Genomic DNA, 23,919 nt, shown 5'->3' with positions numbered 1-23,919 from the left:
TAATTCATATAGATTTTCCCAATTTGATTTTCTGTTCTAGAGCATACATAGGGTGTATAATGTTAGTAGAGAATGTCGTTTTAATTTATGTTCAACTTTTTTAGGAGTGAACAAAATGCAACGAGTCACTAATGCTATTTATATTAACCAAAATCATGTTTTAATGATCAAGAAGCCTAGGCGAAACTGGTATTCTGCGCCAGGCGGTAAAATGGAATTTGGAGAAAGTATAACCCAGGCTGTTATTCGTGAATTCCAAGAGGAAACTGGATTCACATTAAAGAACCCGAAGCTATCGAGTGTATTTACATTTGTTATGGATCAAGAAGAAGAATGGATGTTATTTACATATTTTTCAGAAGAGGCTGACGGTAAACTTTTATCAGAAACCCCAGAAGGTAAACTTGAGTGGATTCCGATTAATCAAGTTTTAAATCTCCCAATGGCAAAAGGAGACAAGGAAATTATTAAGCATGCAATTAATCAACCACAATCTGTTTTATCGGGAACATTTTATTATTCAAAAGAATTCGAGTTACAACGCCAACGGTTGGACGAATGGTTAACCAAAGAAGATCGTGTTTAGCTAATCAATGACAAAGAGGGGATTTTCATGCAGGAGCAAAACAAAATTGTTGAATTAGTCATTATCACTGGGATGTCAGGTGCCGGGAAAACAATTGCGATTCAAAGCTTTGAAGATATGGGATACTTTTGTGTGGATAATTTACCGCCAACATTATTACCAAAATTTTTAGAGCTCATGAAGGAAAATCCTGAAGAAAACAAGAAATTGGCAGTAGTGATGGATTTACGTGGTCGTGAATTTTTTGATAGTTTATATGAGACACTAGATCAATTAGGTGCTCAAACTTGGATTCAGGAGCATGTATTATTTTTAGATGCTAGCGATGAATCACTCGTTCAAAGATACAAAGAATCTCGCAGATCACATCCGCTTGCGCCAGAAGGCTTACCGTTAACTGGAATCAAACAAGAGCGAAACATTTTAGATGAACTAAAAGGCCGAGCTCAAAAACTCCTAGATACGACAGGGTTGTCGGCGCGTGAATTAAGAGAGAAGATTTTAACCAATTACACAGAAAAAACACAAGATATTTTTTCTGTTCAAGTTGTATCCTTTGGGTTTAAGCATGGCGTTCCGATTGATGCTGATTTAATGTTCGATGTTCGATTTTTACCAAACCCGCATTATGTTGAATCCATGCGTGATTTAACGGGGTTAAATCAAGAAGTTAGCGGCTATGTGTTTAAGTGGAAAGAGACCCGACAATTTGTTCGTAAGTTACAAGATCTGTTAATGTTCATGTTGCCCCATTATGTACGTGAGGGAAAAAGCCAATTAGTCATAGCAATTGGCTGTACAGGTGGTCAACATCGCTCAGTTGCGCTTTCAGAGAAAATCGGTGAAATCATTAATGACCAGTACAATGCACATGTCTATCACCGTGATATTGATAAAAAGGGGATTAAACAGTAGATGACAAATGTACACGGACCAAAAGTGGTCGTCATCGGGGGAGGAACTGGTTTACCAGTTTTATTACGAGGATTAAGACAATTTCCTGTGAATTTAACAGCCATTGTTACAGTATTTGATGATGGAGGAAGTACGGGGCGGTTACGAGAAGACCTTTCCATTCCTGCTCCAGGAGATATTCGAAAAGTTATTGCTTCAATGTCCGATGTCGAGCCAACGTTAATGAAATTATTCCAGCACCGTTTTGAAAATGGTAATGGGTTATCTGGGCATTCGTTAGGAAATTTAATTCTTGCCGGTATGACGTCGATTACTGGGGATTTTTATAAGGGGATTAAAGAAATATCGCGTGTGTTTAATGTAAAAGGAAGAATTTACCCTATTGCGAATGCGAATATGTATTTAAAAGCAGAATTTATTGACGGTACTGTTGTGCGTGGAGAATCTAATATACCTAAAGTCGGTAAAAGGATTAAGCGAGTGTTTTATGACCCTCCACAAATTCAACCGTTACCTGAAGCGGTTCAAGCGATTAAACGTGCTGAAATGATTGTTATTGCGCCGGGAAGTCTTTATACAAGCATCATTCCCAATTTGCTTGCACCTGAAATTAAGCAGGCATTAAAGGAAGCCAAGGCGCAAAAATACTATATTTGTAACATTATGACTCAGTATGGTGAAACAAGTGGTTATAAGGCTTCGGACCATATTGAAGCTCTGCACCGTCATGTCGGTGTACCATTTATTGATGAGATTGTCGTTCATAGCGAAACAATTAATCCTACGATAAAAGCTGGGTATGCTAAAGAGAAAGCAGAGCCTGTTATTTGTGATGGTGATGCACTGTTTGACCAAGGTGTAACGGTGTTAAAAGGTGATATCGCAAGTCTGCATAGTGATGGCACATTAAAACACGATGAGCATAAGATCGCTAAATTATTATATGACTTGTTATAATATTAATAGTTAAGTGTAGTAGAAATGAGGGGAATACCATGTCATTCGCATCTGAAACGAAAAAAGAATTAACCAGTGTGGAGAGCGATGACTGCTGTAAACGAGCAGAATTAGCAGCATTGATACGTATGAACGGATCACTATCGTTCTCCAATCGTCAGTACATTTTAGATGTACAGACAGAGAATGCGGCTATTGCGAGGCGGATTTATTCGTTAATCAAAAGTTTAAATGACGTACCTCTAGAACTGCTTGTACGCAAAAAAATGCGTTTAAAGAAAAACAATATATATATCGTTCGGATGTATGATCAAGTAAAGAGTTTATTAACTGATCTCGAAATTCTTGAACATTCATTTGCAATTAAGCGTGTCGTATCTGAAAGTTTTATCAAAGAAAACTGCTGTAAGCAATCCTATTTACGCGGGGCGTTTTTAGCAGGTGGATCAGTTAATAATCCTGAGACGTCTTCGTATCATTTAGAGATTTTTTCTTTTTATGAAGAGCATAACCAATCATTATGTGAACTCTTGAATTATTTTGATTTAAATGCTAAAGAACATGAACGAAAAAAAGGGTTTATTTGCTATATTAAAGAGGCTGAAAAAATTACTGAGTTTCTCATTCTGATCGGTGCTCACCAAGCGTTACTCAAATTTGAAGACGTTAGAATTATGAGAGATATGCGTAATTCGGTTAATCGGCTGGTCAATTGTGAAACAGCTAACTTGAATAAGACGATTGGAGCTGCTTTTCGTCAGGTCGAAAACATTAAATACATTGAGCAAACAGTCGGCCTTGAAGCTTTGCCAGATAAGCTACGTGAAGTTGCTGTGTTACGTGTTAAATACCAAGATGTTTCATTAAAAGAACTTGGGGAACTCTCAACAACCGGTAAAATCAGTAAGTCAGGTATTAATCATCGTTTAAGAAAAATCGATGAATATGCTGAAAAACTGCGTAAGGGTGAATTGTTAGAAAATTAGGGATGAGGAGCTTTTTATTTCCAATTTTTCATGCTATAATGAATAAAAATTTCAGTGAAGCGCTTTAATGCCGAATAGATGAAGAGAGGAGTAGCTGAATTTGGTAGAAAAAGAATTAACCGTAAAAATGGAAACAGGTTTACAAGCTAGACCTGCAGCTAAGTTTGTTCAAGAAGCTAATCGTTTTTCTGCAGATGTTTTTTTAGAAAAAGAGGGAAAACGCGTAAACGCAAAAAGTATTATGGGCGTCATGAGTTTAGCCATTGGTTCGAATGAGGTTATTAAACTTCAAGCAGATGGCCCGGATGCACAGCAAGCCTTGGATTCATTAGTATCTTTTATTGAAGAAGAATAATATTATCCATAACGACCACGTTTAGGTACTTTAGCCTTGACGTGGTTTTTGTTTTTTTATACACTCGCCACTTTAATTACTCCACTAGTCATTAGGTTGCTGGTTGACTCGTCCCTACAGTTGTCCACTCTCTAAAATGCTTAATGATTTGCCACTAAAAATTTCACTCGCCAGTTTCCATTCAATCACTCGCCACAATATTATTTTCCTCAAAAATTTTTGATCTACGATAAAGGCTTATGTATCGATATATATCAGTAATTGTCAAAAGGTTTGACTATTCAAAGTATTGTAAAAATTATGTAGTACACATATAATCGGTTATATAGAGATAAACAAACTTCATCATTAATAATGCGAATGGAGGCTGGGTATTGAATTATTATTCGGAGCGTATACAAACGTTGCCACCTTATATTTTTTCTCAGTTTCAACAGCGTAAAAAAGAGCTCGAGGCTAAAGGGATGGATATCATTGATTTAGGGATCGGAGCTCCTGATTTACCAACACCAACATTTATCATTGATGAACTTGTTAAAGAAACTTACCTAACACAAAACCACAGATATTCACCATATCAGGGCTGTGCAGAATTCCGTGAAGCAGTTGCAAATTTTTATCAAAAACATTATGGAGTTATATTAGATCCTGATCATGACGTTTTAACATTGATTGGATCCAAGGAAGGAATCGCAAACTTCATTACTGCAACTATTAATCCTTCAGAAATCGTTCTTGTACCTAATCCAGGCTATCCAGTCTATCAATCAGCGATTCATTTAGCTGGCGGAATTACAGCTCATATACCACTCCTTGAAGAAGAGAACTTCAAACCAAACTTTCAACAACTATCACATGAACAATTAGATCAAGCCAAATTAATGCTATTGAACTATCCGAGTAATCCAACCGCAGGAACGGTGGAAAAAGAAGTTTTTGAAGAAGCGGTTCATTTAGCTAAAGAACACGAGTTTATTATTGCGCAAGATGCCGCCTATGATTTAATGACTTTTGGCGATTATGAAGCACCGAGTTTACTGCAAGTCCCAGGGGCAAAAGATGTAGCTGTTGAATTTGGCTCACTATCCAAAAGTTTTAATATGACAGGCTGGCGAATTGGCTATGCAGTTGGTAACAGAGATTTACTTAAGGCCTTATCCATTGTGAAAAGTAATACAGATACGAGTCAATTCCTGCCGATTCAAAAAGCAGCAGCCGTGGCGTTAAATAGCGATTTATCATCAGTTAAAGCCAATAATTTAATCTATGAAGAACGATTAGAGAAGACACTTAAAGCTCTAGATACGTTAGGAATTAAAGTGAATCGACCGCGGGGTACCTTCTATGTTTGGGCAAAGGTGCCAAGTAATTTCGATTCCATGAGTTTTGCGAGTGCGATGTTAGAGCAAGCGGGAGTAATCATCACACCGGGGACAGCTTTTGGCCAAGCTGGAGAAGGTTATTTCAGAATATCTTTGTCAGTGCCTAATGAAAAACTTGAAGAAGCCATCGAACGAATGAAAGCTTTAGAGGGGGTCTTATAGTTGGAAAAAACGGTGAACCCGTCCATCATACAAAAAGAAATGAATGCCGGTAAAGCGGTCGTTGAGTTTATGAAAAGGGAAGGGACGTCAAAAGTATTTTGTGTGCCTGGTGAAAGTTACTTGCCCATTCTAGATGCCTTATATGATGAGTCATCCATTCAGTTAATATCTAATCGCCATGAAGGTGGAGCAGCTTTCATGGCAGAGGGTTATGCTAAGGCTTCAGGGAAACCAGGTGTGGTTATGGCAACTCGTGGAGTAGGGGCAGCAAATTTATCAATTGGTGTTCATACTGCGATGCAAGATTCGACCCCCATGATTGTTCTCCTTGGTCAGGTTCACAGTCAATTTAGAGGGCGTGAAGGTTTTCAGGAAGTGGACTTGGATCAATTTTTTAAACCGATATGTAAATGGGCTGTTGAAGTCCAGGATGCTGAGCGAATTCCAGAGCTAATGCAACGAGCTTATCGAGTAGCACAATCAGGTCGTCCAGGGCCGGTTGTTTTATCATTTCCGGAAGATGTATTACGAGAGCATCAATTAATGACATTCGGACATTCGTATCAACCTACTCGTCCAAAACCGAGTACGGATGAAATAGAGATGATCAAGAGCTGTTTATCAACAGCGGAAAAGCCAATCGTAATTGCTGGTGGCGGAATCAAGTTATCAGGAGCCGAAAATGCCTTCGAGGAATTTATTGACCAATATCAGATACCAGTATTGTCTGCCTTTAGAAGGCACGATGTCTTAAGAAATGATCATCCGAGTTACGTTGGCCATTTAGGGCTTGGAACTCATGCTGACATCAAAGATATTTTAAAACAGGCTGATGTTGTTTTAGCGATTGGTACTCGCTTATCAGAGGTAACCACTCAAGATTATTCTATTATTTCAAACGAACAAAAGCTGATCCATATTGATATATCTGATGATGTGATTGGAAAGTCATTTATTCCATTTTTGGGCGTGCAATCTGATGCGAAGGTCGCACTTGAAGGTTTAACCAGTATTGATTTTCAACACACATGGTCCTTATGGACGAAATTGTGTCGTGAAGTGTACGAGGAGGTAATTTTTAAGCCTATTCAGGCATTAGATCCGATTAATCGTCATATCATTGAACTATTGCAGAAACATTTGCCTGGCAATTCGATTCTAACTAATGATGCAGGAAATTTTGCAGGGTGGTTGCATAGCTTTTATCAGTTTAATGACAAGAATACTTATGTTGGTCCGACTTCTGGTGCCATGGGATATGGTGTGCCTGCTGCCGTGGGGGCCAAACTTGCATGTCCTGACAAAGTAGTCGCTTCGTTGTCTGGTGATGGTGGCTTTATGATGACGATGCAGGAAGTGGAAACGGCGGTTCGATATCAAATTCCGGTAATACATTTAGTTTTTAATAATGAAATGTATGGAACGATTCGAATGCATCAGGAAAAGCACTATCCTGAGCGGGTCGTTGGTACAAACCTTGGACAAGTGGCATTTTCTGAAATTGCGAAACATATGGGTGCTCAAGGATGTAGAGTGAACGATATTTCCAGCTTTGAATCAGCGTTATTAGATGCTTTAAATCATCAAGGACCTACTGTCATCGAGATTATGACAGAGCCTGAACATATATCAGTCTCATCAACGATTGAATCGTTGCGACAATCACGAGGGTAACCTCATTCAAATTTATTAATTGGAGGGATTTTAGTTATGTCTAACGCATTAGTCACAGAGAAGAAATTATCAAACTTTATCAACGGTGAATGGGTGGCTAGCAATCATGAAAGGTTCGCACCAGTCATCAATCCAGCGAATGGAGAGAAGTTACTCGACGTTCCTTTGTCCACGAAGGATGATGTCGATCAAGCGGTAGAAGCAGCAAAAGTTGCACAGAAGGAATGGGCTCTTGTCCCTGCTCCTCAACGGGCAGAAGTGCTTTTTCGTATTGGATATATCATGAAAGAACGAAAAGAGCATTTGTCTCAATTGTTAACGATGGAAAATGGAAAAGTGATTGAAGAAGCTCGTGGAGAAGTTCAGGAAGGTATTGATATGGCCTTTTATATGGCTGGAGAAGGCAGAAGACTGTTTGGACATACGACTCCAGCAGAATTAAAAGATAAGTTTGCGATGAGTCAACGTGCACCTGTTGGCGTGGTGGGTATTATTACGCCTTGGAACTTCCCAATTGCCATTGCTACCTGGAAGTCGTTCCCGGCGATTGTTGCAGGAAATGCCGTCATTTGGAAACCAGCGACAGAGACGCCAATGATGGCTTATGAAATGGCTAAAATATTTGAAGAAGCAGGCTTACCAAAAGGTGTTGTGAATGTCGTGTTCGGTGCAGGGTCTGAAGTAGGGGATGCCATGGTTGAACATCCTGATATCCGAGTTATTTCGTTTACAGGCTCAAACGATACAGGGCGTCAAATCGCAGGGAAATGTGGTCAATTATTGAAAAAAGTTTCCCTTGAGATGGGTGGTAAAAATGCCGTTATTGTGATGGAGGATGCAGATTTAGAGTTAGCCGTTCAAGGAATTTTGTGGAGTGCGTTTGGTACAAGTGGACAGCGCTGTACAGCGTGTAGTCGTGTCATCGTTCATGAGAGTTTGAAAGAACGTTTAGAAGAACGTCTACTCGCAGAAATGGAAAAAATCACAATCGGTGACGGTTTGGATGAAAATAATAAAATGGGACCGATTATTAACGAAGCTGGCCTTCGCAAAATTGAAAAATACATTCAAATCGGTAAAACAGAGGGGGCTCGTTTACTAGCTGGGGGATACGCATTGGATGAAGGAGACTTTAGTAAAGGACATTATTTTGCCCCGACTTTATTTACAGATGTAACAGCTGATATGCGTATAGCTGTAGAGGAGATTTTTGGACCTGTTTTATCTATTATTCCAGTCAAAAGTCTGGATGAAGCAATCGCTGTTAATAACGATGTTTCTTTTGGATTATCTAGTTCAATTTTCACACAGGATATTAATAATGTGTTCAAAGCACAGCGAGATTTAGATACAGGTATTGTTTATGTCAATGCTGGCACAACTGGTGCTGAGATTCACTTACCGTTTGGTGGTACGAAAGGTACTGGTAATGGACATCGTGATTCAGGTCAGGCTGCACTTGATGTGTTTACTGAATGGAAAGCGGTTTACGTTGATTTCAGTGGAAAATTACAACGTGCACAAATTGATGTGGAATAGGTTTTTGTAAGATAAATATACCAAAGGGGGAGTTCTATAGTGAAAGTAGCAGTATTAGGTTCTGGTTTAATGGGAAAAGAAGCAGCTCGTGATCTTGTAAATAGTGAAGGGGTTTATGAAGTTGGGTTGGCTGATATTGATTTGGCTCGAGCTAACCAAGTGTGTGATACACTAAATTCTTCAAAAGTTGAAGCCTTCCAAGTAGATGCGAGCAATCGTGAAGAGCTAGGTAATTTTATTAGACAATACGATGTGGTTATCAATGCATTATTTTACAGCTTCAACAAAATTGTAGCAGAGACGGGGATTGAAGTCGGTACCCATGTCGTTGACTTAGGTGGGCATATCGGACACATTACCGATCAGGTGCTTGATTTAAATGAAGATGCTCAAGCAGCGGGAGTAACGGTTATTCCTGATTTAGGAGTAGCTCCTGGAATGATTAATGTATTGACTGGGTATGGCTCCAGCCAACTAGATGAGGTGGAAGATATCAAATTATTTGTTGGTGGAATTCCTGTTCAGCCTGAGCCGCCTTTAGAATATAATCATGTGTTTTCAATGGAAGGGCTGTTGGACCATTACACAGACCCAGCTCTTATTATTCGAAACGGCGAAAAAGTTGAAGTACCTGCTTTATCCGAAATTGAAACTTTATACTTTGAACGTTTTGGGCCTTTAGAAGCTTTTCACACATCAGGTGGAACATCTACATTGCCTCATTCATTTCCAAATGTAAAAACGTTGGAGTATAAAACGATTCGTTATAGAGGGCATGCTGAAAAATTTAAACTATTAGTAGATCTAAATTTAACGCGAAACGATTATGAAGTGAATCTACACGGTCAGCGTGTGAAACCTCGGGATGTTTTCTTAAAAGTGATCGAGCCAATCGTTGAATTGAAGGACCGAGACGATGCGGTGCTGTTAAGAGTTATGGTTGGTGGAATGGAAGAGGATGCTAAAGTGGAATACCATTACGAGATGGCGACATTTAAAGATCGTGTAAATAATGTAACAGCAATGGCTCAATCAACAGCAAACTCCATATCCGTTGTAGCACAAATGATCGGAAGTGGTGCCATTACAAAGCGTGGTGTTTATCCACCTGAACAAATCGTTCCAGGACGCGCTTATATTGATGAAATGGGTAAAAGAGGCGTCATCATTAAAGAGAGCCGAAAGCAAGATTCCTTTGTAGCTAAAACACATTAAGGATTGGAAATCCCTCGGAATTGAGGGATTTTCTTTTGTGATAGAATCATAGTAATACAAACTGAAAATGGGGGAATTGGTGTGAATACTTATTTCATTGCTGGACATGCAAAACTTCCATCAGGAATGGCTGCACAAAGTGTCTATGATAGTTTATCAGTAACGGTAGAAGTAGATAAAAAATATGGTGTAATCATAGAAGCAAGCTGTACGTTAGCTACTGAACATAGCCGGGACTATATTAGTCAGCTGTTGAAAGGTTATAGCTTGAGAGATGGGATTGATGCCCCGGTACAATCTATTAAAGAGCATTATCTAGGGAAGGCAGGCAACGCTCTCGCTTCAGCGTTAAAAGATTTATATAAACAATATCAGCAAGAGAGAGGGTAATTGAGCGCTCGTCGGGATAAATGAGCGTTCAAGAGAATAATTGAGCGTTTGCTGCGATAATTGAGCGTTAGAGAGAATAAATGAGCGCTCACGGGAATAAATGAGCGCTCGCGAGAATAAATGAGCGCTCGCGAGAATAAATGAGCGCTCGCGAGAATAATTGAGCGCTCACGGGAATAAATGAGCGCTCGCGAGAATAAATGAGCGCTCACGGGAATAAACGAGCGCTCGCGAGAATAAATGAGCGTTCAGAGAAATAATTGAGCGCTCATGGGAATAAATGAGCGTTTACAAAAATAATCATCGTCACCCAAACCTATTGATAATGAAAAAATCTCGCAGTTGCCCACGAGATTTCCATTTTATTTATTCATTCCAATCGATACATATTTTTGTTCAACGAATTCGTGAATGCCGTGGTGACCGCCTTCTTTACCCACCCCTGATTGTTTAATGCCTCCAAATGGTGCTTCGGCAGTGGCAGGGAAGACGTCATTCACGCCAACAATGCCATACTCTAATTTTTCCATCACGCGTAGCGAACGGTCCAGGTTTTCGCTGAAAATGTATGCTGCTAAACCATAGTCGGTGTTGTTCGCTTCAGCAATGGCCTCCTCTTCGTCTGCAAACGTTTGAAGTGGGAGGAGAGGACCAAAAGTTTCTTCATTCATAACCGCCATATCATTTGTTACGTTTTTGACAACGGTTGGCGTGTAGAAATACCCCTTCATTCCGCCATCCCATTTGGAGCCGCCATGAATCACTTCAGCACCCCTAGTAATCGCGTCATTCAAATGATCATCAACTTTTTGTAATGCCTGTTTATTAATAAGTGGTCCGACATCGGTACTTGGATCTAATCCATCTCCAACTGAAAGAGCTTCAACATGCTCCATAAGTTTTTGAGAGAATTTTTCCTGAACGGATTCGTGAACATAAACTCTATTCGCACAAATACAGGTTTGCCCGGCATTACGATATTTACTTGCCAGGGTTAACTTAGCCGCAACGTCTAATTCGGCATCTTCAAATACTATGATTGGAGCGTGACCGCCTAGCTCAAGCGACACCTTTTTCACATGTTCAGCGCTTTCACGCATTAAGTACTTACCGACCTCAGTCGATCCTGTAAAAGTAATTAATCGCACGTCTTTACTCTTTAACATCGCTTGCCCAATAGCTTCTGCGTCACCTGTCACTAAGTTTAAAACACCCTTAGGTAAACCAGCCTCTTCAAATAATTTAACAAGTTCGATCGCTGATAAAGGTGTTTCAGGTGCAGGTTTTAATACCACCGTACATCCCGCCGCTAAAGCAGGGCCTATTTTTCTGGTAATCATGGATGATGGGAAATTCCAAGGTGTAATGGCTCCGACGACTCCAACTGGTTGCGGGACTACTAAGATACGTTTCTGATTTTGAGAAGAAGGAATCCATTCGCCATAAACACGATTCGCTTCTTCTGCGTACCATAAAAGAAAACTAGCCGCTGATTTGATTTCGCCTCGAGCTTCCTTTAATGGTTTCCCTTGTTCAGTCGTTAAAATTTCTGCTAAACGATCGATGTTGTCATAGATTAGCTGATGGGCTTTGTATAAAATTCGTGAGCGCTTACGAGGGCTCATCTCAGACCATTCAGGAAAAGCTTCTTTTGCTGCTTGAATGGCGCGATTTGCTTCAGACTCGCCACCGTATGCCACTTCACTAATCGTTTCTAAATTAGCCGGGTTTAATACTGATTCTGTTTGACCAGAATCGGCTTCAGCCCATTCACCATTAATAAACAAACTTGAAATTTTAGTTTCAACAAGAGCCATTTCATCATCCCCTTTGCATAATTTCATCTTCCTCATAAGGCCAAGCAGGTAACATTTTATTTAATTTTTTATCTTGACGATAACCTAATACGTATTCCGCCTGCATAATTGTATGAATCTCGCGTGTGCCTTCATAGATGACAGGTGCTTTTGAATTTCTTAAGTAACGCTCGACTGGGTATTCACTGGAGTAACCATAGGCGCCGTGAATCTGAACCGCATCATCTGCCGCTTGATTCGCGAAATCGCACGCTTGCCATTTCGCTAAAGAAGTCTCGCGTGTGTTACGTTTTCCTTGGTTCTTCAACTCCCCAGCGCGATAAACCAATAAACGACTCATTTGAAGGCCAGCTTCCATTTTGGCAATCATTTGTTGAACGAGTTGGTGTTTTCCAATTTCTTTGCCAAACGTGCTACGCTCATGGCAATAATTCACACTGGCTTCGAGACAGGCATCAATTAGACCGCAAGCGCCGGCCGCAACAGTAAATCGTCCATTGTCTAAGGCAGACATGGCGATCTTAAAGCCTTCACCTTCTTCACCAAGTAAATTCTCCTTAGGCACTTTCATATCTTCAAAAAATATTTCTCCAGTATTGCCTGATCGAATGCCTAATTTACCTTTAATCGCTTTTGAAGAAAAACCAGGCATGGTACGCTCAACAATAAAAGCTGAGATTCCTTTATGTTTTTTCGATTTATCCAAATAAGCAAAAACTAAGAAGTGATCAGCACTGTCACATAGAGAAATCCAAGTTTTTTGACCGTTTAAAACATAATAGTCGCCTTTGTCTTCAGCGGTTGTTTGCATTGCCGCAACATCTGAACCTGCACCTGGTTCGGTTAAACCGAAAGCTCCAATTTTTTCACCTTTTGCTTGCGGTACAAGGTATTTTTGTTTTTGTTCTTCAGTTCCCCATTGAAGAATCGTTAGGCTGTTAAGCCCGGTGTGAACAGAGACAGCTGTACGAAACGTGGTGTCGCCGCGTTCTAACTCCTCACAAACAATCGCAAGCGAGTTGTAATCCATCCCGCTACCACCATATTCTTCTGGAATACAAACCCCCATTAAGCCTAGTTCCGCTAATCGGTTCCAAATCTTTGGATCAAAAGAACCCTCCTGGTCCCACTTCGCAATATGAGGCATAATCTCCTTATCAACAAATTGTCTTGCAGTCTGTCTTAACATGTTCTGTTCATTACTAAATTCGAAATTCATTTGTCAATTCCTCCCTATATTAATTTATTTTCTCGATATCCATTTAATGTCTCTTGGTCGTAACCAATAGATTTTAAGATTTCATCTGTATGTTCACCAGCTTCAGGCGGGTGCTTACTATAAGAAACAGTTGTCCGTGAAAGTTTAAGAGGACTGCCGATCATACGAATATCCCCAGCAACCGGGTGAGTTGAATCTATAAACATTTCTCGCACTTTAAGCTGAGGGTCATTTTCTAATTCTCGTAAATTCTGGATCGGTCCACACGGAATAGAATGCTTGCGACATTGCTCTGTCCAATATTCAGTCGATTCTAGTAAAAACTTCCCCTGTAATATAGCTGTGAGTTGATTGCGATGCTGAACCCGATCTGGATTCGTGGCAAACCTTGAATCATTAATGAGCTGTGGTTCACCGATGACATCACATAGTCTTGCGAATTGACTATCATTTCCCACCGCGATTACCATTTCTCCATCGCTCGTTTGGAACGTTTGATAAGGTACAATATTCGCATGAGTATTACCAAGACGTGTAGGGGTCTGTCCGGACATCAAATAATTACTTGCGATGTTAATTAATGAGCTTACGGCTGAATCATATAAAGATAAATCTAGTTTTTGACCTTCACCTGACCGCGTTCGTTCGATTAAAGCAGCTTGAATCCCATTAGCAGCATACAAGCCTGTTAAAACATCAGTAATCGCCACGCCTAATTTTTGTGGTCCTGAATGTTCATCGCCTGTAATACTCATCAGACCACTCATAGCTTGGATAATAAAATCATAGCCTGGAAAATGTTTATAAGGCCCTGTTTCACCAAAGCCAGTAATCGAACAATAAACTAGACTCGAGTTGAGCTTCATCAATTCTTCATAAGCTAATCCTAAACGCTCCATGGTTCCAGTTTTAAAGTTATGGATGAGAACATCAGTCTGCTTAATCAGCTTTCTTATAATCTCTTGACCTTCAGTAGATTTCAGGTTGACGGTTAAGCTTTTCTTGTTGCGATTAGCACAAAGATAATATGAACTTACGCCTTCCTTAAATGGAGGGCCCCACTTCCGAGTATCGTCACTCCCTCCAGGTGCCTCTACCTTAATGACTTCGGCTCCTAAGTCTCCCAAAATCATGGAACAATAAGGGCCGGCCAAAACCCTCGAGAGGTCGAGAACGCGAATACCATCTAAAGCTCCTGCCAGAACAATCAACTCCTTTCGCTAAATAAAAAAGCCAGTCTTCACCCATAGAAAAACATATGAGTAAAAACTGGCTTCACATCTGTTGAACCGAACCGGGCGTTGGTCGGTACCAGATAGAACAGTTGCTATCAAATTAAAAACGGTCAGAGGGATATGCTTACCTTTAGGTCAGTAAGTTAATCTCTGTTAAAGGTAATTATAAATCATTCTAAAAATTCTGTAAATAATCTAAATGGTCGATAATAGAATTTTGCGTAGTAAAAAAGACAGGGAGTCTGGTAACTCTTCAAGGCCTTGTACGAGCAAATGTTCACGGCCGTAAATGTTTTTCATCATATGAGCTTCTTCCTCATCAATGGTTTGATCTGATAAAAACACACCAATCACATCCACGCCAAGTTTCCGTGTATCCAGGACGGCATCATGTGTATCTATAATTCCGTTTTGACTGTAATTGTAGGCCGATGGTTCGCCATCTGAAAACACTAATAAAACTTGATGTTCTGCCTGATGATGCATCAACTCTTCTGCAGCTATTCGAATACTGTAACCATCTCGATTATCCTCTTGTGGTTCCAGTTGCATTAAAGTTGGGCCGCTTTTTGGGTCTAAGGATTTTTCAAACGGAATCACACGATGAAAGTAATTCGGCTGCTCTTCATCATCTGACTCAAATCCATCTTCCCAAAATCCGATCACGGAGTGAGGTATCTTTAATTCTTTTAAAACTTCATGGAATAAAACCGCTGCTCGTTTTGTTTCCTCCATTTTATTAACCATGGAAGCGGAACAATCGATTAGCAAAGTAAAAACTGCATCAATTTCTTTAGATTCATGATCTTTTTTATAAAATACACGTGCTTGCTCATCTAAAATAATAGGGAGGAGCTGTCGTTTGGACAATCGTCCAGTTAATAAATGGTCACGTGCAGCATTTTGTTTATGCTCAAGTGCCTGGTCAATCGTTCGTTTGAGTTTCAGTTTCTCTGATTGAACATCGCTAACAAAATCCTTATATAATTCTTTTTCATCCAGTGAGGGAGATGCGGGCTCAATATCGTGCTTTGTCGCTTTTAAATTTTCTTTACCATACCTTCCAGCTTCACCTTCCTGCTGTTCATTTTTCTTTTCATCAAGGTTTTCATAATCAGAATAGTCATACTCACTGCTTTCAGAAGAAATGCCTTGAACACTTGCCATCGCCTGATCACCATCTTCAGTTTCGCGAGCGCCGTCACCTAAAATATTCGTTTTAGTGCCTTGCTCAAGTTCATAACGTAAAAAGCTTTGCTTCCGGTCGTCATTTTCATTTTCACGATGCCAGGTTGAAAACTTTTCATCGGTAACCTCATCTTGATCATCAACGTCTTCCTGGTCGTCGTTAGCCAAAGGGTCTGTCCGCATGAGTTCATCGAATAGTAAGTCGTTTTGAAAGTCACCCTCGTGTTTAACAGGGAAGACGAAATAACGATTAATAGCATCTGAATAATTTTCCTTAATCAATTGTTCAACCTTCATACATAGACTTACAATCTCGCGAGTCGTTTTGGCTTCGAATGTTTCAAATAAAAGTGGTTTTAGCTGGTCTAATGTATTGAGTTGCCTCCGGTTAGCTCGAGGAAAATTTTGATCAGGTGAAGTGGATGTTAACGTCAGGTAAATCATGCAAAAAAGTTCGTCTGTTGGAAAGTTGCGCGTTACATTAGTGTCTAACTGTGTTTTAAAATAGTGCGTATAGGTTTTGCTCCTTGATTGAAACCAAGGAATCGTTCCTCGACGTGACTGACGAATTTTTTCTTCAAGCCTTAAATCTTCTAATAAAGTAAATAGCTCCGTCGTAAAATTAGGCAGTTTAGATTGTTCGACCCAGTCGTGAATGTTCTGCCAATCCTCTAGATTGGTTTCCCGCATGGTCCCTAATGCACGAAGTAACACGTCAGTTTTATATCCAGCGATGCGCTCACTGGTTTCGTAATGATCCCAAAAGTGACTGGCCGAGATTTTTCGTTCATCGACATGGATGTAATGGCCAAACTGATAATCAAACTCCAAGTCGGGCACTTTAGACAAAACTGTCGCCATGTCTTGCAGTTCGGCAAAAAGTTTGGCATCTATGACTGAATTGTTAAATTTAATCATTTCAAATCCCTCATTCAAAAAGCGTTTCAGCTAGGTTGCGTACAACTTCTTTTTCGCGGTCGTCTTCTAATTTATCAATAATTGCTCTTAGAATCGCTCGTTTAGGCGGGATCATGCCACTCAAATCACACGCATCCAATAATGCACGAATACTTGCGGCATCCTCGGAAACTTTCCCTTGCTGAGTAGCTTCGATTAAATCACTTGATAATTGAACAAATTGATTAATAAGTTTGTCGTCATCAAGTTCAGTGTTTTGTTTAATTAATTTCTTAAGCTGCTCACCTTGAAGGTATGAAATATCAATGATGATGAAGCGGTTTTTAAGTGCTTCGTTCAAACGAGTAGTACCGATGTACCCTTCATTAATAGCGGCGATGACGTTAAATGCTTCTTTAGCTTTAATGACTTCGTTGGTGAGTGGGTTAGTAATCTGTCTACGATAGTCAAGCACACCATTAATGATAGGAAGTGTTTCAGGTTTTGCCATATTAATTTCATCAATGTATAAGAAGTGACCGTTTTTCATGGCTTGTACTAATGGTCCAGGAACGAACTCAATCATCTGTTTTCCTTCTTTAAAGTCAATGGTTTTAAACCCGACAAAGCTCTCAACATCTAAGTCGACAGAACAATTCACGCTGAATAAAGGTTGGTTAAATAAATTGGATAGGGTTTCAGCAAGTTTTGTTTTACCCGAACCGGTCGGGCCTTTTAATAAAACGTTTTTACCTTGAGATAAAGCAACGATGATGTCAGTTAGAATCTCTTCGTTGTTAGGAATATATCCACTTTCACCAATTAAGTAATCAAAATCGGTGAGTTCGGAGTTTTTATACTGATCAACTAATGTTTTTATTTGGTCGGGTAGTTTTTCGGTTATATTCATTTGGTGCTCCTTTCGGTGTTTACATACTTTCTAGTATTTCAAAAAAGTTTCTAGTAAATACGGAATTCTGTCTAATAATTTCTGCGATGTGTCTAGTAAATCTTCAAAAGTTTCTAGTATTTTTTTCATTTTGTCTAGTAACGGCCGCAAACTTTCTAGTAAGCGTTTAAAGTTTCTAATAAAGTGCGCACCCTATTCGCATTGTACTACACATTGCGTCAGGACGTTAAACCTTATACTTCAAAGCTAGTTGTTGCGTGGTATAATATAACCAACTAAAAAGAGGGGGATTTTATTATGGGGAAGGATCGACGTTTTCGTATTGCGCATCGAGAAGCGTTGATTGGTGTTGTGCTTGCAATATTCAATTTCCTCTGGTGGTATGGGTTTGCATACGGACTAGGGAGTAAATCACCAGAAGAATATACATATATATTAGGATTTCCAGCTTGGTTTTTCTGGAGTTGTATTATCGGATTTATAGTGATGGTGATTTTAGTTATCATTGTCGTTAAGTTTCTTTTAACAGATGTTCCTCTAAATGACGGAAGGGAGGAGCAGTCTGAATGAATTGGGATGTATTAGTGCCTTTATTGTTATTTTTAGTTATTATTTTCTTGATTGGAATTTGGTCGAATAATAAGTTAAAACAATCCAAGTCATTTTTAAGTGATTACTTCATTGGAAGCCGTGAACTGGGCGGGCTGGTTTTAGCCATGACGATGGTCGCGACCTACGGAAGTGCTTCAAGTTTCCTGGGAGGTCCTGGGGCAGCTTATTCGATTGGTTTAGGCTGGGTCTTACTAGCGATGACTCAGGTGGCTACTGGATATTTTGTGTTACTCATTTTAGGTAAAAAGTTCGCCATTATCACAAGAAGTTACAATGCCGTAACGATCACAGATTATCTAAAAGGACGTTATGAAAGTTCAACAGTGGTCATTTTATCTGCATTGAGCATTATTATCTTCTTATTTTCTGCGATGGCCGCTCAGTGGATTGGTGGGGCGTACCTCATTCAATCCATTACAGGGTTAAGTTATATTAGTGCGTTATTTATTTTCGCCGTTGCGGTTTTAGTTTATGTGGTCATTGGCGGTTTCAGAGCCGTTTCAGTGACTGATACTTTGCAAGGTGTGGTCATGTTCTTTGGAACACTTCTATTATTAATAGGAGTAGTCATTGCGGGTGGGGGACTTGATCAGATTTTTGCTGATCTAACAGCAGAGAACCCAAACCTTGTCACACCTTATGGCAATGATGGAAACTTATCCGCATTATATGTTTCGTCATTCTGGATTTTAGTCGGTGTTGGGGTTGTTGGTTTACCTCAGGTAGCCGTACGTGCGATGTCATATAAAGATTCTCGTTCGATGCACCGTGCTTTAATCATTGGAACAATTGTTGTCGGCTTCATTATGCTAAACATGCATTTAATCGGTGTGTTTGCAAGACCCGTTTTACCTGGAATTGAGGTAGCTGATCAAGTCATACCACTTGTTGCCTTAGAAGTGCTGCCTGGTTGGCTCGCCGGCATCGTGCTAGCTGCACCACTTGCAGCAATCATGTCGACGGTGGATTCGTTGCTATTATTAGTAAGTTCATCAGTGGTCAAAGACATTTACGTCAATTATTTGAAACCTGATGCCACTAGAAAAAATATTCAAAAGGTGAGCTATGGTATAACGGGGATCATTGGTGTCATTGTGTTCTTAATGGCGGTCCAACCACCTGACTTTATAATCTTTTTGAATTTATTTGCATTTGGTGGTTTGGAAGCAGCGTTTATTTGGCCAGTGGTTCTAGGTTTGTATTGGAAGTCGGGTAATAAGTATGGGGCGATGGCATCTATGTTAGCCGGAATTAGTCCTTATATTGCTATCCACTTTTATAATGAAGCAAATGGATCTTTATTCGGTGTGCACACGGTAACAGTACCTGTATTTATTTCACTTATTGCATTTGTGATATTTAGTTTATTGTTTAAAAAGAAGATAAAATTAAATTATTAGACTGTTGTTTTATAAAAAAAGTATTTGAGCTGTGTGAGAAAAGTCACAAATATTATTGGACAAGTTGTTTAAATTTAGGTTTCAATGATAAGATTGTTAAAAATATTCACTACTACTAGAGGAAGGTGACACAATGATTAATATAAAGAAAATGTTGTATTCATTAGGAATTTCGTTAGTAATAGTAGGCTTACTAGTTGGATGTAATAGTGATGAAGGTGCAAATGTCAAAGAGGACAATCAGACTAAAACAGAGGAAACAAAGCAAGAAGAATCTGAGAACACAGAGCAAGGGAATGAAAAAGCTGATACAGAACAAGAGACTGCAGATAATGTAATTGAAATATCTGCATTTGAAATGGGGTACACACCACCGTCAGTTAGTTTAGAAAAAGGTAAGGAATATACCTTGATTCTTAAAAATAATGGGGAGTTATTTCACGATTTAACGGCCAAAGATTTTGATGTAGAAATTACTTATATGGGAGAAATGCCTGACCACCCTGACGAAACATCATTTATTGATGTAATTGATAAATTATTAGGTACTAAAAAGGTTTATGCAGATGAAGGGCATGGCCATAAAGATGAAAAGATGAAATTTATTCATATGAATGCTAAAGCTGGCCAAACAGTGGAAATTAAATTTATACCAAAAGAAACTGGTAAATTTGATTTCATATGTACCGTTCCTGGTCATAAAGAAGCAGGAATGCATGGAGAAATGGAAGTTAAATAATATCAATTAATTATAAATATAAAAACAGCTTGAGAAAACTCAAGCTGTTTTGTTTTGATTAAATTAGTTTAAACTTTTATTGAGTTGTTTCATTCAGCCACTGAAATAGTTCAGATTACGTTAATGACTTCATTATTTTTGCATAACCTCATCAATTAAACCATATTCTTTAGCTTTTTCAGCTGACATGAAGTTGTCACGATCTGTATCGCGCTCAATCACATCATAAGGCTGACCTGTACGTTCAGAAAGGATTTGGTTAATCTTTTCACGCATTTCTACAATACGTTTGGCATGGATTTGAATGTCAGTCGCCTGACCTTGAGTACCACCTAATGGCTGGTGAATCATAACTTCACTGTTTGGTAAGCCGTAACGTTTACCAGGCTCACCTGCTGCTAGTAAGAAAGCACCCATTGAAGCTGCCATACCTACACAGATTGTAGATACGTGGGGCTTAATGAACTGCATCGTATCATAGATTGCCATACCAGCTGTAATGGAACCACCTGGTGAATTGATGTACAACGAAATATCCTTCTCCGGATCTTCTGCCGCTAAGAAAAGCATTTGAGCGACAATGGAGTTAGCGATATTGTCGTCAACGGGACCTCCAAGCATAATGATGCGGTCCTTAAGTAAGCGAGAGTAAATATCATAAGCACGTTCACCGCGGTTAGTCTGTTCAATAACTGTAGGAATTAAATTCATCCTCAATTTCCTCCTTTACAAGCTCAATTTGTTTCTTCACTTTTTATCTTACTCTTTTGGTCAATTAAGGTCAAACATTTTAACTAATGATCACACAAAAACAATTTTCCCATAACTGACTTGATTTAAACGTACTATATTTTATCGTTTCACCCATAAAAGTATGCTTGAATTATATCGGAACTAGAAGTATAATTACAAATGCATTTTAACGCATATTTTTATTTATGCCCTCGTGGTGTAACGGATAACACATGAGATTCCGGTTCTCACGATGGGGGTTCGATTCCCTCCGAGGGCGTAATTAACACCATTTTAATTCGATAGAAAATATATATTAAGCTCAAAAACGTTGATATATCAGCGTTTGAGTTACTTTCGATATTCATTTGTTTTGTATGAGAATTCGATTTAAAAAGTTATAAAACGAAATTTCTAAACACATTCTAAACACATTAGCCACCAATTGATCAATAGTCTTGGTGGCTTTTTGTTCATCTTCATCTTTTAGTTCTTTAATAACAAGGAATGATTTGAAGTATTCTTGATTTTCTATTGCAATCTCTTTCTCATCCCTAACAAGTAAATCATATATTTATGCATTTTGTAAGTAATCTGCAGCTAAACGCGAGATATTGAATGAACCCTAACTCCATAGGAGAAGGGCTTTTTATATTACAGTATTTTTTACTTTCTAGTTAATTCAGCGCTTACACCGGACCATTGTTCATAATCGGTAATACTACCATCAAATTGGATAAATGCTTTATTTACTTGTGGATATTTAAAGATAACATTTCTGATTTCTTGATAGATCTCAATTGATTGATTAGCTGAAGGTTGAGATGTATTAAAATGTTTAAAATCTATAATTAAGGTTCCTTCAGAGTTGATTGAAACCCCGTTTAGCAAACTTGTATCAGAAATCGTATTAAAAATAGATTCTTCATCTTTAAATAGATTATTAATATCGGTTGCAAGACTATCAAATGGTTTACCAAATGTATTAAGTTCATATCCTCTTTCTATTAATTCGATTCTATCTGTTGATGAATTAGCAACTCTATTATAATCTTCTTCTAACTGCTGTCTTATCTCTTGGCTTTGCATACAAACTTCAAACCTACAATCATTAGCACCAGTACCCTTATGAATACCACGAGATATATCGTTGGCAACTGTAGAATGCTGCTTTAACCAATTAACGTCGGGACCAAATGTATGAAAAGCAGTTTCAACATAACCACCGATTGCGTTAGTATTAGTCAATTCAAGTAATCTAGCTTGGCCACCATATAAATCGTAATCATTTGTGTGTCTATCAGTTGTACCTGGGCTTTCACCATCCAATACAGAAAGTATATCCTGTGAAAAACTCTGACTTGATGATTCACCATATTCAGATATTAGCAAAGTGCCACCGTTACTATAATCATTTCCTTCACAGTCCCAATCTGCTGAGTCAGAACTATTTGCATTTGTGTGAATTGGGACATGATATTCAGCTCCCCAGGTGTTAGAACTATTGGCGTTTGCCTCCCAATCCCCATCACCAACTAAAACAAAATAACCAATAGATTGTAAGTCTTGTGCTACTTCGTGAGCAATGGCTGCTACATTATCATTCTCTGAAAACCCCCAACAGCCTGTTTTTTCATAATGACCTGCTGGCGATAGATAGATCTTTACCCCGTTGGTTTCACCACTTGGGTTATAAGGGGTATCTGCACTAGATGATGTTGTGAAAATTATTAAGAAAACCAACAATACTATGAAGCTCAAAGAAAACTTTTTGTTGTAAAGCATTTCATGACTCCTCCTTTAAAAATTTATTACACTTACATATTTATACATTAAATACTAATAACCTTCTGTAATTTCAAGAATAGTAAAAATTATCCATTTAAAAATATTTTGAAAGACTATAACATAAAGTTAACTAGGTTTATTGCTCTAGATTTTTACTCGAATCCATTTTATAGATTAACTTTGCTATATTAATTAATTTGTTAAAAAGGAGTGTGATTAAGATTAGTACAAGAGTTATAGTATTTACATTATTTCTCTGTGTTGTTGTAGGTTGTTCAAACCAACAGAATAATACATACACACAAGAAACACACAACATTTCGAAAATTGAAGAAGGTGAAGTTACATCTTATGAAGACGTGTTTGTTGCAAGTGATGTAAAAGAGGATTTAAATGGAGATGGGGAGAAAGAACGGATTATTTTAAGGATATCCCCTGCCCCAGTTCTAATTTCAGAGAATCCCAAACAATATGGCTGGGATGATTCTCACATTTGGCAATTATTAGTTGAAGATCATGAAGGTAATACTTATCCTCTATTTGATGATTCTGTTCAATTTTCAGGTCAGATGTATATAGTCAGTAAAGAAAATAATGAAAAAGCGATTATTTTTGAATTAAATGGGACATCTTTAAAACTAATAGAATACAGGTTTAACACAAAAGGTTATTTTGAAAAAGAAATTATGTATAAGAATAGACCAATTATTCATAAATCGTCGATATAAGTTTTAAAGCCCTTGGTGGTATAATTATTATTTAAAAATTGGGGCCGTTAGTCTCAGAAAACGATATAACAAATAGGCTTGGATTTTTATATCCAAGCCTATTTGTTTACTATTTTTACTTTAGAGTGATGATTAGCTGTTTTTTGCATTTTCTCTAAGGTATCGGAACTGCTTAAGTTAATAAACTGAACAATATTTACACAGTGATAATAATTAATTATTAAAAAATGTTTATAATGTATAGATACACCTAATGTCTAACACATTTACCTGCTTATTTTTAATAAATAATCTTGTTCTATCAATAATTGAGAAATTCAAAACTTGATTTAATTAATAAAATAGGTTTAGAATATATTATATAAAATGAATATTTTCCCATCTCCGATAATGGCAAACTTATTGAAAAGTAAGGACGCAAAGCTACGGGGCTAAAGCTATGTGCTATGCTCGCCGAGTTACCGAAGAAGATGGTTGCGTTTTAAAACGGGAC

21 protein-coding genes, 1 tRNA gene and 1 riboswitch are annotated in these 23,919 nt (G+C 38.5%); of the genes, 15 read left to right on the top strand and 7 right to left on the bottom strand.

What is annotated here, in order from left to right; translation table 11 throughout:
- Window positions 1-115 precede the first annotated feature (115 nt).
- The 10 genes from E3U55_RS02255 to E3U55_RS02210 all read left to right on the top strand — a co-directional run bounded on the left by E3U55_RS02255 (window position 116) and on the right by E3U55_RS02210 (window position 10,161).
- On the top strand, window positions 116-586 hold the full coding sequence (locus E3U55_RS02255; RefSeq protein WP_134338701.1) for an 8-oxo-dGTP diphosphatase: 471 nt from the start codon (window positions 116-118) through the stop codon (window positions 584-586).
- Window positions 587-613: 27 nt separating this feature from the next.
- Entirely contained in the window at window positions 614-1,501 is an 888-nt protein-coding gene (gene rapZ / locus E3U55_RS02250; RefSeq protein WP_134338700.1) for an RNase adapter RapZ, read from the top strand.
- The gene (locus E3U55_RS02245; protein WP_134338699.1) at window positions 1,502-2,458 is read left to right on the top strand and encodes a gluconeogenesis factor YvcK family protein; all 957 of its coding nucleotides are present in this window, start codon (window positions 1,502-1,504) and stop codon (window positions 2,456-2,458) included.
- A 38-nt stretch (window positions 2,459-2,496) separates the two neighbouring features.
- Complete coding sequence (whiA, locus tag E3U55_RS02240) at window positions 2,497-3,444, top strand: DNA-binding protein WhiA (protein ID WP_134338698.1); 948 nt, start codon at window positions 2,497-2,499, stop codon at window positions 3,442-3,444.
- A 100-nt stretch (window positions 3,445-3,544) separates the two neighbouring features.
- Window positions 3,545-3,799, top strand: a complete 255-nt coding sequence (locus tag E3U55_RS02235; RefSeq protein WP_134338697.1) for an HPr family phosphocarrier protein — start codon at window positions 3,545-3,547, stop codon at window positions 3,797-3,799.
- 374 nt (window positions 3,800-4,173) lie between these two features.
- Window positions 4,174-5,343: an LL-diaminopimelate aminotransferase gene (locus tag E3U55_RS02230; protein WP_134338696.1), complete on the top strand. Its 1,170-nt coding sequence runs from the start codon at window positions 4,174-4,176 to the stop codon at window positions 5,341-5,343.
- Window positions 5,344-5,382: 39 nt separating this feature from the next.
- Window positions 5,383-7,017, top strand: a complete 1,635-nt coding sequence (locus E3U55_RS02225; protein WP_134338847.1) for a thiamine pyrophosphate-dependent enzyme — start codon at window positions 5,383-5,385, stop codon at window positions 7,015-7,017.
- Window positions 7,018-7,053: 36 nt separating this feature from the next.
- Window positions 7,054-8,556: an aldehyde dehydrogenase family protein gene (locus tag E3U55_RS02220; RefSeq protein ID WP_134338695.1), complete on the top strand. Its 1,503-nt coding sequence runs from the start codon at window positions 7,054-7,056 to the stop codon at window positions 8,554-8,556.
- Between the two features lie 39 nt (window positions 8,557-8,595).
- A complete protein-coding gene (locus E3U55_RS02215; protein ID WP_134338694.1) occupies window positions 8,596-9,771 on the top strand; it encodes a saccharopine dehydrogenase family protein in 1,176 nt (391 codons plus the stop codon).
- 81 nt (window positions 9,772-9,852) lie between these two features.
- Window positions 9,853-10,161: a DUF3870 domain-containing protein gene (locus E3U55_RS02210; RefSeq protein WP_134338693.1), complete on the top strand. Its 309-nt coding sequence runs from the start codon at window positions 9,853-9,855 to the stop codon at window positions 10,159-10,161.
- A gap of 362 nt (window positions 10,162-10,523) precedes the next feature.
- Here the strand turns inward: E3U55_RS02210 and E3U55_RS02205 are convergent, their stop codons facing one another.
- The 5 genes from E3U55_RS02205 to E3U55_RS02185 form a co-directional block, all read right to left on the bottom strand.
- Window positions 10,524-11,978: an NAD-dependent succinate-semialdehyde dehydrogenase gene (locus tag E3U55_RS02205; protein WP_134338692.1), complete on the bottom strand. Its 1,455-nt coding sequence runs from the start codon at window positions 11,976-11,978 to the stop codon at window positions 10,524-10,526.
- A gap of 4 nt (window positions 11,979-11,982) precedes the next feature.
- Complete coding sequence (locus E3U55_RS02200) at window positions 11,983-13,197, bottom strand: acyl-CoA dehydrogenase family protein (RefSeq protein WP_134338691.1); 1,215 nt, start codon at window positions 13,195-13,197, stop codon at window positions 11,983-11,985.
- A 14-nt stretch (window positions 13,198-13,211) separates the two neighbouring features.
- Entirely contained in the window at window positions 13,212-14,399 is a 1,188-nt protein-coding gene (locus E3U55_RS02195; protein ID WP_134338846.1) for a CaiB/BaiF CoA transferase family protein, read from the bottom strand.
- Between the two features lie 228 nt (window positions 14,400-14,627).
- Entirely contained in the window at window positions 14,628-16,538 is a 1,911-nt protein-coding gene (locus E3U55_RS02190) for a vWA domain-containing protein (RefSeq protein WP_134338690.1), read from the bottom strand.
- Window positions 16,539-16,548: 10 nt separating this feature from the next.
- Entirely contained in the window at window positions 16,549-17,427 is an 879-nt protein-coding gene (locus E3U55_RS02185; protein ID WP_134338689.1) for an ATP-binding protein, read from the bottom strand.
- Window positions 17,428-17,724: 297 nt separating this feature from the next.
- Between E3U55_RS02185 and E3U55_RS02180 the strand changes: the two genes are divergently transcribed.
- From E3U55_RS02180 to E3U55_RS02170, 3 genes are all read left to right on the top strand, one after another.
- Window positions 17,725-17,997: a YhdT family protein gene (locus E3U55_RS02180; RefSeq protein WP_134338688.1), complete on the top strand. Its 273-nt coding sequence runs from the start codon at window positions 17,725-17,727 to the stop codon at window positions 17,995-17,997.
- Entirely contained in the window at window positions 17,994-19,439 is a 1,446-nt protein-coding gene (gene panF / locus E3U55_RS02175) for a sodium/pantothenate symporter (RefSeq protein ID WP_134338687.1), read from the top strand. Before E3U55_RS02180 ends, panF begins: the two co-directional genes overlap by 4 nt.
- Window positions 19,440-19,572: 133 nt before the next feature.
- On the top strand, window positions 19,573-20,178 hold the full coding sequence (locus E3U55_RS02170) for a plastocyanin/azurin family copper-binding protein (RefSeq protein ID WP_134338686.1): 606 nt from the start codon (window positions 19,573-19,575) through the stop codon (window positions 20,176-20,178).
- 132 nt (window positions 20,179-20,310) lie between these two features.
- Here the strand turns inward: E3U55_RS02170 and clpP are convergent, their stop codons facing one another.
- The gene (clpP, locus tag E3U55_RS02165; protein ID WP_134338685.1) at window positions 20,311-20,889 is read right to left on the bottom strand and encodes an ATP-dependent Clp endopeptidase proteolytic subunit ClpP; all 579 of its coding nucleotides are present in this window, start codon (window positions 20,887-20,889) and stop codon (window positions 20,311-20,313) included.
- 229 nt (window positions 20,890-21,118) lie between these two features.
- Here clpP and E3U55_RS02160 point away from each other — a divergent pair.
- A tRNA-Arg gene (locus E3U55_RS02160) sits at window positions 21,119-21,190 on the top strand.
- Between the two features lie 386 nt (window positions 21,191-21,576).
- Here the strand turns inward: E3U55_RS02160 and E3U55_RS02155 are convergent.
- Window positions 21,577-22,695 carry an N-acetylmuramoyl-L-alanine amidase gene (locus E3U55_RS02155; RefSeq protein ID WP_134338684.1) on the bottom strand — a complete coding sequence of 373 codons (1,119 nt, stop codon included), beginning with the start codon at window positions 22,693-22,695 and terminating at the stop codon, window positions 21,577-21,579.
- 215 nt (window positions 22,696-22,910) lie between these two features.
- Here E3U55_RS02155 and E3U55_RS02150 point away from each other — a divergent pair, with 215 nt between their 5' ends.
- Window positions 22,911-23,426, top strand: coding sequence for a hypothetical protein (locus tag E3U55_RS02150; protein WP_134338683.1), 516 nt, complete (start codon window positions 22,911-22,913; stop codon window positions 23,424-23,426).
- Window positions 23,427-23,808: 382 nt separating this feature from the next.
- Window positions 23,809-23,892, top strand: a riboswitch (cyclic di-GMP riboswitch).
- Window positions 23,893-23,919 lie beyond the last annotated feature (27 nt).

Origin of the sequence: Filobacillus milosensis (assembly GCF_004402015.1) — a bacterium.
In the GTDB taxonomy this organism is placed as follows: Bacteria; Bacillota; Bacilli; order Bacillales; family Alkalibacillaceae; genus Filobacillus; species Filobacillus milosensis.
This window is presented reverse-complemented; position numbering and strand designations above follow the sequence as displayed.